The organism is Photorhabdus heterorhabditis (assembly GCF_001280945.1).
Lineage (GTDB): Bacteria > Pseudomonadota > Gammaproteobacteria > Enterobacterales > Enterobacteriaceae > Photorhabdus > Photorhabdus heterorhabditis.
In genome coordinates this window covers 16,975-29,927 of the sequence record NZ_LJCS01000002.1, presented here as the reverse complement: position 1 = coordinate 29,927, position 12,953 = coordinate 16,975, and the positions used below count along the sequence as shown (strand labels likewise).

Sequence of the window (12,953 nt, the reverse complement as noted above, 5' to 3'; positions counted from 1 at the left end):
AGATACCGCCCATGGGCTATGCAAATGAATGAAACGATCATCGTAAACAAAATCTTCCATCTGCATTACGAAAAGTCCACACTCTACCTGATAAAAAATGATGCGCAACAAATTATTTTTGACAAGGACAGACAAACGCAAAAGAGAACGACATCGATTAAACGTAAGCAATTATTAGAAAAAACCAACTTTATTATCCGCCAACATGAGGATTTTATTGATGGTATGTATGCAAACAGTGCGGAACAAAAAGGAGAAATCTTCGTGTCCAGTGGTGAATTTTCTCTAAATGAAAATGGTTGACCAACGACCAAAAGTCCAGCTGCTTTTAATATGTTCAAGCATCTGACACACATCCTGCCAGGCTAATATCATCTCGAAAATTAATAATAAAAACCTATTGACCAACAAATAGGCAGATATATGAAATTCATATAAGAATATATCTGCCGGGCATAGTTAGACGAGAAACCCCAGATATCCCTTATACTTCCAGAGTAAGATCGGAGAAAAAACCTGCCATCAGGGTATTAAACAACTCCGGCGCTTCCCAAAATGGTCCGTGACCAAGATTGAGCAAATTATATACTTGACCAGTCCAAAGATTTTTGTAAGTAATTCCATTTATGTAGTCGATATTGACAAATAAATCGTCTACACCATTGACAATCGCCAGTGGAGTTGGATTGGTTTCAACTAACAATCGCTGATCCATGACATCCGGTAAAATAGATGATTCAGACATATATTGCCGAGCTAAACCATCAGTCCGTGCAACTGCGGCTCTAAGAAATGGCTCACAAAGCGCATTTTCTCCATACAACGCAAGGGTATAATCGGTAATTTCTTCTTCAGTCAGTGAAGCTTTACCGGATATTGCCATAAACCGGTTTGATTTAAATCCAAGACTGACATTCTCTGGACCCGGACTAACCGGAGGCGTACCACAAATCATCAACCCTACAATGCCTGAAAACCTCGGGATCATTTCCAAACCAATATGTCCCCCCAGTGACCAGCCGAAAACAGCAACTTTGTTGATGCCTAATTTTTCCAATACTTCAATAATACAGAGGGCATAACCGGATATCGAATAAGTCCGGCGCGGGTCTACTGCATTCGATGAAGCACCATGCCCCGGTAAATCGATCGTCAAAACCCGGTATTCGTCACCAAAGCAGTTAACTTGATGACGAAAAATGTCTTTACAACTTGAATTACCATGTATAAGGAGCACCGGTAACCCGTCACCACCAGTATCAGTAATAGAGATGACAGCGTGACTGGTATGAATATCGTATTGTGAAATAGCCATAACACCTTATTTCCTTATGAGTATTTATTATAAGTCGCAATTTTTCGTGGAGTTACATAATACGTTTAAGTGTGTCGGCCAATAGAGCTATGCAAAAGTGATTTGTATTTGTTTTGAATATCCACCAAATAAAACACATAAACGCGAAGTCAGAGTATCAATTATTGGTGTAGAAAAGCCTGCTTCTCATCACACAGGAGAAGGGGACGTGAAGCAAATTATGTAATGCCTGTAATATTTTGAAAGGAGCAAAATCTCTGATTTTTAGGGAAATGACATTGTAACAATAAATGAAAAATGAGGATCGATCTGTTCAATTAGGACATTAATCAGGCAATTTATTGGAAATAATATCAAGGCGCCTCTAAGCATCAAGATAAAACGCCATTTGAGGTACGCCGAGATACTATTATACCTGTTATCTTTCAAGTTGCCTCTTTGTTGGCTGCACTCACTCACCCCAGTCACATAGTTATCTATGCTCCCGGGGATTCGCTCCCTTGCCGTCTCGATCCATCTTGAAATCTATTGGGTATATTCATAAAAACAGCGGTATTTTATCAAAACAGAGGTTTTTCTCCTCTTTGCCACCAGCGTAATAATAACTTATCAATACTTTCCATTGTGCTGCTGGTGAAACGTTCTACCATGCGCTTACGACGTGAATAAGTGACACCAATCACTTCACAATTATCTATTTGAGCAATTAACAGATCATCACTGACACCAATTTCATCAATCAATCCTTTCTCTTTCGCTTGAGTGCCATACCAGTATTCGCCTGTAGCCACATTTGCCACATCAAGTAATGGACGATGTGTATGAATAAACTCTTTGAATAATTCGTGAGTCTGGTTGAGATCTTCCTGAAACTTTTTCCGACCTTGCTCTGTATTTTCACCCAAAAAAGTCAGCGTGCGTTTATATTCACCCGCCGTATGCAGTTCTACATCGATATCATTCTTTTTCAATAGTTTATGAATATTTGGGATCTGAGCGACCACCCCAATAGAGCCAATAATGGCAAATGGTGCAGCAATAATGCGATCAGCAACACAAGCCATCATATAACCACCACTGGCGGCAACTTTGTCCACAGCAATAGTCAAGCGAATCCCTTTCTGACGCAAACGGGCAAGCTGAGAGGCAGCAAGCCCATAGCCATGAACCATTCCTCCGGGGCTTTCAAGACGCAACAACACTTCATCTTTTGCATCGGCAACGGCTAAAATCGCGCTAATCTCTTCACGTAATGAATCGACCTCATGTGCATCCATACTTCCTTTAAAATCCAGTACATAAAGACAAGGTTTCTGTAACCCTTTCTGACCAGTTTTAGCTTGACTCTTCTTCTGCTTAGATTCGAGCTTTTGCTGCTTATTAAACTCTTTCTGCCAGATTTTTCTCTCAGCTTCCGTCATACGCGCTCGCTGCATTTGACGCTGTTTATCCCGGTGCACCTCACCAAGATCTGTTAGCTTCAACTCTCCTTTTGGCAAGGATTTACGCATTCCTATGCCAATACCAAATATAGCCAGAACAATCACAGCCAATACTAGCGTTACCACTTTGGCTAAAAACAACCCATAAAGAGATAAATACTCCACAAATCCACCTTTTTTTCACAATAACTAAAAATAAATATATTTCATTATTTTCATTTAAAAACAAAATATTATAATAAACTCATATTCAATCAAAACAAATATGTACAAATAAAAAATATCCAGTATATCGGGCTTAGTAACTAATTCTACACCATTAGACAGAGAAATGGGGATCAGTTCAAAAATGAGAGAAATCATTGAACAGTGAAAAAGCCCGTTATTATCGCTGTAAACAATAAGGGCCAAATGGCCCCATCATTATGCTGCCCTTACAATGTAGTTAAATGCGATATTGCGAGGGCGATTCTCTGAGGCTACAGGGACAACCCTTGACGCCTCAAATCCAAAGCCGTATGGAGTATCTGGGTTAAAATTATTTACCGATTTAAAACTGCCGTCTGTCCCTATTCCAACAACTTGACTAGCATAAAAAGCCCCTCTTGTTGCCAAATGATAGTTTGGTGCTATCGTGCTGGCGAATGAACCCTGAATGTTTCTGATGGCATCCCCCTGATGAGTTAGAATTCTACGGTTATTATCAACACCCCGGCCATCATCCCAACCTCGAATAAATTCCCCTCTTAAATCGGGTAATCTACCATCAGGATAAGCCTCTGCTAATTTCGGAAATTTCGACTTATCAAAGACCGAACCATTACACTGCAACCACCCAGCAGGTGGTATGGTAGTCGGCCAGGGAACAGGAACACCTACAGGAATGTCAGAGCTATTTGAGATATTTGAAATTTTTTGTTCTAATGCTTCATTTAATTGAGCAGTAAGCTTGGTTATATCACCATTATCCAAAATATCCTCGCCAGATTGTTCCGCAATAAAATTAGCTACGATAGCTGATATAGTTGATGATTGACGCAACACTTTATTTAACAAATGAGTGGGAATATCATTTGGAGAAAATCCTGTCTGCAACCCCGGACTAACTTCATATCTCTCTTGACTCACTACATTAACATTATCATTAATAGAAAGAGCTTTAAAATCATTTCTTTGGTTCATATACCTTCCTTAAATTATACCCAATAGATTTCAATTTACAGCGCGGCGGCCAGTGAACGCAGCCAACAAAGCAGCAGCTTGAAAGATGAAAGGTATAAATAATACTATTTCATAATCAACATATTTAAATCATTGTAAAAATAATCTCTCTGCCACTCACGCCAATCAAAGTCTAGTTTAGAAAAAGAATAATGCAGTGTTCTTATTACTTATAAGATTAACTATTTTTATATCATTGCCAGCAATAAGTCATTCAACATTTTGGAACCGAAAATATAGCCAAAATACTTGTACTTAACATGTAGAAACTATATTTATCTCTCTTTTCCTGCAATTCCATCTATTTGATGAGGTATATACCCAATAGATTTCAAGATGGATCGCGACGGCAAGGGAGCAAATCCCCGGGAGCATAGATAACTCTGTGACCGGGGGGAGTGAATGCCGCCAACAAAGGGTAATTTGAAAGATAACAGGTATGAATAATTGAACAGATTTAACTAAAGACAAATACCAACGCCTTCAATGTTTCACCGTTTATCTCCTAAGCAATAGACTTTGACGAATTTGACTCAGTACATAAGTTTCTGTTTTGATAACCAGAGTTACTCTGACAGCAACAAACCGCCCCATCAATAATAGGAAATCTTCAAATGTTACATTACCAACCCAAACATGACCTCCTACAGCAACGTATTATTCTGGTTACAGGCGCTGGAGATGGTATTGGTCGTGAAGTGGCGTTGACTTACGCCCGTTATGGCGCGAAAGTAATTCTGCTTGGCAGAACTACACATAAACTGGAAGCCGTCAAAAAAGAAATCGAACAAGCAGGTGGAGCCTCTGCCACTATCTACACCCTGGATCTACTCACTGTCACAGCCGAAAAATGCAAAGAATTGGCTGACGATTTAGCAAAATATTATCCGCGTCTGGATGGCATTTTGCATAACGCCGGATTACTGGGCGCTGTTGCTCCAATAGCAGAACAGCCGGTTCAGTTATGGCATGATGTTATGCAAGTCAACGTCAATGCGACTTTCATGTTGACTCAAACGTTGCTTCCACTGTTACTGAAATCCCCTGACGGCTCACTCATCTTTACCAGTTCAAGTGTTGGCCGAGAAGGTCGCAGTGGCTGGGGAGCCTATTCTGCCTCTAAATTTGCCACCGAAGGCATGATGCAAGTTCTAGCTGAAGAATATAAAAACAGTTCCCTACGCGTTAACTGTATCAATCCCGGTGGAACACGCACAAATATGCGTGCCAACGCATTCCCTAACGAAAATTCTGCTAAACTGAAAACTCCAGCAGAGATTATGCCACTGTACCTTTATTTAATGGGCAGCGACAGTCTGCATAAAACAGGCATCAGTTTTGATGCACAACCCGGACGCAAAGCAGGACCAGCCGAATAATGACAATAAATGACAACCAACACCAAAGAAGGCAACAACGTCTGAAAGAAAAAGTAGATTCCCGCATTGAAGCCGCACTGTTAGAACGGGGAATCCTCATCATTTTTACCGGCAATGGTAAAGGTAAAACCACTGCGGCTTTCGGCACGGTCACCCGTGCAGTAGGTCATGGACGGCGTGCCGGTGTTATTCAATTTATAAAAGGCAAATGGGAGAATGGTGAAAAAAATCTCCTGGAACAGCATGGTGTAAATTTTCATGTTATGGCAACCGGTTTTACCTGGGAAACCCAAAGCCGAGAAACGGATACCACCGCTTGTCATCAGGTATGGCAGCACGCGCTGGAGATGTTATCCGATCCTAATTTGGATCTGGTTGTACTGGATGAGCTGACTTATATGGTGAGTTATGGCTATCTTCCTCTCGAAGATGTTATAACCGCCCTAAACCACCGACCAGAGCACCAATCCGTTATTATTACTGGCCGCGGTTGTCATCGTGAATTATTGGAAATGGCGGATACCGTCACAGAGATGCGCCCGGTAAAACATGCTTTTGATGCTGGCATTAAGGCACAAAAAGGCATCGACTGGTAGGAAAAAGGCCCCGTTATTACACGAGGCCCACAGGAATAGCAATTAACCAGAAATAGAAAGAACTAGAAATTAACGGCCTTTTGATGCCGTTGTACGACCTGCATTCTGGCGGGAACTACCCGGACGTTTTCCTGCCGATGGACGTGATGCCACTTGAGCATGACGTTTAACCGCACGGCGGATCTGGTTGGATTTCATACGACGTTGATCACGTTCGACCGCCACCTTGGAGACAGTCTCTTCGTTTAAACCAACTAATTGACGCAGATAGTTAGTTTGTTCCAGACCAAGCTCTGTCCAACCTCCACGTGGTAAGCCTTTTGGCAAACCAATATCACCATAACGCACGCGAATAAGACGGCTTACTTGTACACCAACAGCCTCCCAAAGACGACGAACTTCACGGTTACGCCCTTCTGTCAGCGTCACATTATACCATTGGTTCATCCCCTCACCGCCTTTAAAAGCGACGGTGAGGAATGCTGCTGGACCATCTTCCAGCTGGATACCTTTAGCAAGTTGCTTCAATTTGGCATCATCAACTTCACCAAAAACACGAACGGCATATTCGCGTTCCACTTCACGGCTTGGATGCATTAAACGATTAGCTAACTCCCCATCCGTAGTAAATAGCAACAAACCACAGGTATTTACATCCAGACGCCCTACAGCTATCCAACGGGAACCCAGTAATTTAGGCAGACGATCAAAAACGGTTGGCCGTCCTTCCGGATCGTGGCGGGTACAAAGCTCACCTTCTGGTTTGTAATAAGCCAGCACACGGCAAATCGCTTTTTGTGATTCTTTGATGTTTAATATCCGGCCATCAAGGCGGATTTTTGTCGCGGGCTGTACTTCAATACGATCACCTAAAGTCGCAATCTTGCCGTCAACACTGACGCGCCCTTGTTGAATATAGCCTTCTATTTCGCGGCGGGAACCGTGGCCGGAACGCGCGAGAATTTTCTGTAACTTTTCAGATTTTTGTGTCTTACCGCTCATTGAGCAACCTCTGTTGTCGCCTTCACAGGCGTCGTGTTATATATCGATCAATACGTTATAATAAAATTTTCTTATAACAAACTGATTTTAATACATTTTATAACATAGAATGTGAAAAAACAGGTCATACACTCTAGTTCGTGGCCGAACATTCTACACTAATTTTATAATCAATGATTCCAATAAATCACTCAGTCAGCTGAATGTGCTTAAATTCGTCGTAATAACACAAATATATTATTGTGGCAATCAGTTGAAACATGATACTTAAAGATATGAATATCCATGATATTCAAAAGATAAGAAAATTCCTAAATACGACAAAATAAACAACGACCGACAGCTGTTAATTATCGAAATTCCAGCCAGCATTCTTTCGAAACAAATTCACGTTGAAATATCAAAACCAAGATAAACCAAGATGAAAGTGGTCATGAGATATTAATCCACCCCACCCGCCACACTTTATCAAACTCTAATCTTTATCATTCCTGAATTGATGACAAATTTGCAATACTTTTCAGTGAATCAGGGACTGTTTCTCTGAGATTAATAATTCAAAATTAACAATAACCATTTCGATTAAATTAAAAAACCAAAAATATAAAGCCTGCGTATAACACAGGCTTTATACTCGTCATCTTTCAAATTGCCTCTTTGTTGGCTGCACTCACTCACCCCGGTCACCAGGGCGGGATTCTACTTTGCGTAAAAATTATACATTTCGCAGATATTGATAATTTCTCACATTCAATACGATTTTATTGATAGGTTTTGATATCTGGCATGAACATTTATTGAGCTAGTAGAGGGTTGTTTTTATCCACAATAACCATATAGAAAATGTGAGATCCCGCCCTGCCCCGGTCACAGAGTTCTCTATGACATAGTTATCTCTGCTCCCGGGGATTCGCTCCCTTGCCGCCGCGGTCCATCTTGAAATCCATAGGGTATAAATTCTGAAAATAATTACTACTTAACTTATAAAAATGGAGTTATATTTCCTGCGCCTTCGCGTATTACAACCGGCGTATCATCAGTTAAATCAATGACAGTTGTAGGTTGTTGCCCTAAATAACCACCATGAATAATCAGATCAACCAGTTTCCCCAAATTATCTTTAATTTCTTCGGGATCAGATTCAGCAAAATCATTACCTGGTAAAATCAGACTGGTGGACATCAATGGTTCACCCACTTGTTCAAGCATAGCCAGAGCAATGGGATTGGATGGAACACGTAACCCTATTGTTTTCCGCTTATCATTCATCAAGCGGCGAGGAACTTCTTTAGTCGCACGCAAAATAAACGTGTAATTGCCCGGTGTATTATTCTTAATCAAACGAAAAGCTGAATTATCGACGTAGGCATAGGTCGATATTTCTGATAAATCCCGGCACATCAAGGTAAAATTATGATGACTATCCAACTGACGAATACGACATATTCGTGTCATCGCATCTTTATCTTCCAAACGGCAACCAATCGCATAACCAGAATCAGTCGGGTAAACAACGACTCCACCTTTCTTAAGCACATCCACACTTTGCCCTATTAGGCGTGGCTGCGGATTATCAGGATGAATATAAAAAAACTGGCTCATAAATTACCTCTTAATTTTATGCAGCCCCTACAGTGACCAGTTGCGCCATATTGGTACCACATCACCGGGTAACCACAATTTACGCCCTAACTCTATCCATGCACAAGGCTGGTGAAAATCAGAACCCAACGAAGCCATCAAATCATATTCCCGTGACAATTGACCAAGATATTGCCGCTCGTTAGGCGCCTGCTGGCACTGTGCAACTTCCATTGCATCACCACCATGTTGCTTAAACCAGATAATCAAACGTTTCAACCATTTAGTAGATAAATCATACCGCCCCGGATGCGCAATGACTGCCTGTCCACCTGATTGATGAATGACATCAATAGCTTGTTCAATTGTACACCATTGCGGTGGAACGTATCCGATTTTTCCCTTTGCCAAATATTTTTTAAATACTTTCGCAATCGTTGGCTCTTTACCTATTTCGATTAAATAGCGGGCAAAATGGCCTCGTGTCACTTGCCCACCATTCGCTAATCGGTTTGCCCCTGCCCAAGCATCGGGAATACCTACCCTTGCCAGTCTGTGGCCTATTTCAATTCCTCGTTCTTTCCTAAGTTCAGATTGTTTATTAAGTAATTCAATCATTGCATCTGACTGAATATCAATGTTCAACCCCACAATGTGAATCTCTATATTTTGCCACAGAGTCGATATCTCAACGCCTGATATGAGTTTCAATGGCAAATTGTGTTGGCTAATATGCTCATGGGCTAACGGAATAGCGTCCGTCGTATCATGATCAGTCACGGCCAATACATTAACGCCCATTGCTACCGCGCGTTCGACTAACTCCGATGGTGAAAGTGAACCATCCGATACAGTCGTATGGCTATGAAGATCATAAATTGTCACCAACTCAGTGACTGAATTTGTCATTATCTCTTTCTCTGCCTGAATAGATTTGGAACATATGAGACGATAGCTTAACGGTAAATAGCAGCATTTTACATCAAAAACAAATAAATCTATTTAAAATCAATCTAATAATTAAAAATAAGAATTAAATCTACACCATAAAACACTAAGTTTCACGCTAAATAGATCAATAGTAACAGATAAGCTTACAAAGATTGGGAAAGTACTGATGATGAGTTTCAACGTTGAGAAAAAACCGGGGTTGACTCCGGCTTTCAATATAATTTCGTTTCAGTTCTAAGGGTAGAATGAATTATTTTTTTACTGTAGTAATATCATATTTTTATATTAACTACCTATAGCAAACCAGAAAGCTACTGTTTCACCATCTCCAGCACAATATGTAAACCCTGATGCTGATACATTCTCCGCTCTTACAGGAGCCACATTATACCCATTATCATCAACTGCTTTCAATGTCAGTTGCACATTGTAACAGGCATTAGGAAATGGCCTGGGGAAAAGGACTTGAGTTTTATCTGCTACTCTGGTGACTATTCCCCATTGTTGAATGACTTGGGGAGCGTTATCCTCTCGCCAACTAGCTATGCCGAATAACTCTAAATCTTCATCACTTTTATTATTCATACACTTTCCTCGAGGTAAGTAGTTAACATTTCTCGGAAAAAACCTAATGATTAAATTATTTTATAAAAGATTTAACCACATGAATTAAGCATTGATAAATAAATTTTAAGTCAAAAAAATATACCAAGCTATTTATGCACAGTATCAAAAAAATATCTATCAATCTACTCCAGAACTCATATTTTTATAGCAAAGATTAGTGCTCAGATATAAAATATCGAACTGAGCATTATCATTTTAAGCGTTAAAGACTAATCAGAATTCTTCCTTATTTCACCAATAGATTTCAAATAATAGGGCTTACCCGGATTATAAATAAGGTGGATAAAATAGTTAATTTGGAAAAATTTAGGGGTAAAACACCCAATGAATTATTTAAAAGAATACGGACATGTTTACTTCCAGAGTAACGATGTTGCACTTATTATGTGAATCTACCTAATATTTTTTTCATCCCCCCTTGACATATCAACATCGTTCCAGTTTACTAGTACACAAGTTAAGGCAATGTCGTCTTATATACCCTATGGATTTGATGACGGGTATATACTCTCTCAATACTAAAGAGGCACTGAAAATGACTATATTTATGATGACTATCCGTTGGTGGCACAACTTCCCATTAAGGGCGGAATGGTCACGCACATAAATCATCAGTGCCAAATTACCAAAACCCGCCACAAGGCGGGTTTTTTGTATACGTAATTCATTATCAGGATAAAAAATGGCGGATAAACAACCAAAACTAATCATAATTGAGCAGGAAACCGCTTATCAGCCCGATCCTGCGCAGCTATTCAATCAACTCTGCGGTGAACGTCCGGCAACGTTATTGCTGGAATCTGCGGAAATTAACAGTAAAAAAAGCGTGAAAAGCCTACTCATCATTGACAGTGCCTTGCGTGTCAATGCAAATGGCAATACGGTCACTTTTGATGCTCTGACAGAAAATGGTCGAAATCTATTACCTTTTCTCGCCCAAAAATTTACCAAAAACATTCAAGCCGAAATTACGCGCGATTCTCTTCAATTAATCTTTCCTAAGACCAACCACAATATGATGGATGAAGATAATCGACTGAAAGCTATGTCAGTATTTGATGCATTACGCGCCCTTCTTTCTCTAATGGAAGTGCCATCACAATATAATGCAGAGGCTATATTCGTTGGCGGTCTTTTTTCCTACGATCTAGTGGCCGGGTTTGAACCGTTACCAACAGTAAAAACGGTTCAGCGCTGTCCTGATTTTTGCTTTTATTTGGCAGAAACTTTACTGGTGATCGACCACCAGAATAAAAATGCCCGTTTGCAAATTAGTCTCTTTAGTGATTCTCAAGAAGAAAATCAACGCCTTAAACAGCGTCTGAAAATACTCACAGAATTGATCACCGAACCCGCTCAACCTATAAAACAAATCGCTGTGCCTGCAATGAAAGTTTCGTGTAATCAGGATGACAAGATATATGCAGAAATAGTCGCACGGTTACAACAATCTATCCATCAAGGCGATATTTTTCAGGTAGTTCCATCACGACGCTTTTCTCTACCATGTCCAGCACCGCTTAATGCTTATCAAAAACTTAAACATCGTAATCCAAGCCCTTACATGTTTTTCATGCAGGACAAAGATTTCTGCCTGTTTGGTGCTTCCCCTGAAAGCGCTCTTAAATACGATGCATCCAACCGCCAGATTGAAATTTATCCTATTGCCGGCACACGCCCTCGTGGACGCGATGCCACCGGAGAATTAGATGCAGATCTGGACTGCCGGACAGAACTCGAGATGCGTACAGATCACAAAGAATTAGCTGAGCACTTGATGCTGGTTGATTTGGCTCGCAATGATTTGGCCCGTATTTGTGAACCCGGCAGCCGCTATGTCGCCGACCTGACAAAAGTGGATCGCTATTCCTTTGTTATGCATATGGTTTCCCGCGTCGTGGGAACACTACGCCATGACCTGGATATTTTTCATGCTTATCAAGCCTGTATGAATATGGGAACTCTCACTGGTGCACCAAAAGTACGGGCCATGCAACTTATCGCCCGTTATGAAAATGAACGTCGGGGCAGCTATGGTGGTGCTGTCGGCTATTTCACCAGCAAAGGTGATATGGATACTTGCATCGTTATCCGCTCTGCCTACGTGGAAGATGGCATAGCGACCGTTCAAGCTGGCGCGGGTGTAGTACTGGATTCTGTACCTTTGTCAGAGGCTGAAGAGACTCGCAATAAAGCGAGAGCCGTCATTCGCGCAATTGCGGAAGCTCATCAAGCAAAGGAGATTTTCTAATGGCAAATATTCTTCTGCTCGATAACGTGGATTCGTTCACCTATAACCTCGTCGATCAATTACGCAGCAATAATCATCAGGTTGTTATCTATCGCAATACCGTTGCAACCGAAATCATTATGGAACAATTCAGAATACTACCATCTCCGTTACTGATGCTTTCACCGGGACCCGGAAAACCGTCTGATGCAGGATGTATGCCTCAGTTACTCCAGCAAATAATCGGCAAAATTCCGGTGATTGGCATCTGCCTTGGACATCAGGCAATTATTGAAGCATATGGTGGAAAAATTGGCGCTGCTGATGAAATCCTACATGGTAAAGCCTCTCTGGCAGAACATGATAATCAAGCCATGTTCGCTAATCTGGAAAATCCTTTGCCCGTTGCACGTTACCACTCGCTGACAGGTAGCAGAATTCCATCTGAACTGACTATTTCGGCACGTTGTGGCAACACTATTATGGCTGTTCGCCACGACAAACATAAGGTTTGTGGATTTCAGTTCCATCCAGAATCTATTCTCACAACACATGGGGCCAGATTACTTGAACAAACTCTGACCTGGGCACTGAATTAAAAGGAGTGTG

Annotated in this window: 11 protein-coding genes, 1 pseudogene and 1 other annotated feature; of the genes and pseudogenes, 5 read left to right on the top strand and 7 right to left on the bottom strand. The window is 41.0% G+C overall.

Going from position 1 to position 12,953, the window contains the following annotated elements; all coding sequences use genetic code 11:
- Nucleotides 1–18 precede the first annotated feature (18 nt).
- A pseudogene (locus AM629_RS01100) lies at nucleotides 19–369 on the top strand (DUF2498 family protein).
- Between the two features lie 115 nt (nucleotides 370–484).
- On the opposite strand, the gene AM629_RS01095 reads toward AM629_RS01100, so the two are convergent.
- From AM629_RS01095 to AM629_RS01085, 3 genes are all read right to left on the bottom strand, one after another.
- Nucleotides 485–1,315: an alpha/beta fold hydrolase gene (locus AM629_RS01095; RefSeq protein ID WP_054475335.1), complete on the bottom strand. Its 831-nt coding sequence runs from the start codon at nucleotides 1,313–1,315 to the stop codon at nucleotides 485–487.
- A 560-nt stretch (nucleotides 1,316–1,875) separates the two neighbouring features.
- Nucleotides 1,876–2,922 carry a protease SohB gene (sohB, locus tag AM629_RS01090; RefSeq protein ID WP_054475333.1) on the bottom strand — a complete coding sequence of 349 codons (1,047 nt, stop codon included), beginning with the start codon at nucleotides 2,920–2,922 and terminating at the stop codon, nucleotides 1,876–1,878.
- 258 nt (nucleotides 2,923–3,180) lie between these two features.
- Nucleotides 3,181–3,939, bottom strand: coding sequence for a phage tail protein (locus AM629_RS01085; RefSeq protein WP_054475332.1), 759 nt, complete (start codon nucleotides 3,937–3,939; stop codon nucleotides 3,181–3,183).
- 653 nt (nucleotides 3,940–4,592) lie between these two features.
- On the opposite strand from AM629_RS01085, the gene AM629_RS01080 reads away from it, so the two are divergent.
- Nucleotides 4,593–5,357 carry a YciK family oxidoreductase gene (locus AM629_RS01080; RefSeq protein ID WP_054475331.1) on the top strand — a complete coding sequence of 255 codons (765 nt, stop codon included), beginning with the start codon at nucleotides 4,593–4,595 and terminating at the stop codon, nucleotides 5,355–5,357.
- Nucleotides 5,357–5,953: a cob(I)yrinic acid a,c-diamide adenosyltransferase gene (cobO, locus tag AM629_RS01075; RefSeq protein ID WP_054475328.1), complete on the top strand. Its 597-nt coding sequence runs from the start codon at nucleotides 5,357–5,359 to the stop codon at nucleotides 5,951–5,953. Before AM629_RS01080 ends, cobO begins: the two co-directional genes overlap by 1 nt.
- A gap of 69 nt (nucleotides 5,954–6,022) precedes the next feature.
- Here cobO and rluB read toward each other — a convergent pair whose 3' ends face one another.
- The 4 genes from rluB to AM629_RS01055 all read right to left on the bottom strand — a co-directional run bounded on the left by rluB (nucleotide 6,023) and on the right by AM629_RS01055 (nucleotide 10,072).
- A complete protein-coding gene (gene rluB / locus AM629_RS01070) occupies nucleotides 6,023–6,955 on the bottom strand; it encodes a 23S rRNA pseudouridine(2605) synthase RluB (protein ID WP_054475325.1) in 933 nt (310 codons plus the stop codon).
- Nucleotides 6,956–7,936: 981 nt separating this feature from the next.
- Entirely contained in the window at nucleotides 7,937–8,557 is a 621-nt protein-coding gene (locus tag AM629_RS01065; protein ID WP_054475324.1) for an L-threonylcarbamoyladenylate synthase, read from the bottom strand.
- Nucleotides 8,558–8,584: 27 nt separating this feature from the next.
- Complete coding sequence (gene rnm / locus AM629_RS01060) at nucleotides 8,585–9,445, bottom strand: RNase RNM (RefSeq protein ID WP_072161777.1); 861 nt, start codon at nucleotides 9,443–9,445, stop codon at nucleotides 8,585–8,587.
- Nucleotides 9,446–9,772: 327 nt separating this feature from the next.
- A complete protein-coding gene (locus AM629_RS01055) occupies nucleotides 9,773–10,072 on the bottom strand; it encodes a gp53-like domain-containing protein (RefSeq protein ID WP_054475323.1) in 300 nt (99 codons plus the stop codon).
- 598 nt (nucleotides 10,073–10,670) lie between these two features.
- Nucleotides 10,671–10,770, top strand: a sequence feature (Trp leader region).
- A gap of 26 nt (nucleotides 10,771–10,796) precedes the next feature.
- Here AM629_RS01055 and AM629_RS01050 point away from each other — a divergent pair.
- The gene (locus tag AM629_RS01050) at nucleotides 10,797–12,365 is read left to right on the top strand and encodes an anthranilate synthase component 1 (protein WP_054475322.1); all 1,569 of its coding nucleotides are present in this window, start codon (nucleotides 10,797–10,799) and stop codon (nucleotides 12,363–12,365) included.
- The gene (locus AM629_RS01045; protein ID WP_054475319.1) at nucleotides 12,365–12,943 is read left to right on the top strand and encodes a glutamine amidotransferase-related protein; all 579 of its coding nucleotides are present in this window, start codon (nucleotides 12,365–12,367) and stop codon (nucleotides 12,941–12,943) included. Before AM629_RS01050 ends, AM629_RS01045 begins: the two co-directional genes overlap by 1 nt.
- Nucleotides 12,944–12,953 lie beyond the last annotated feature (10 nt).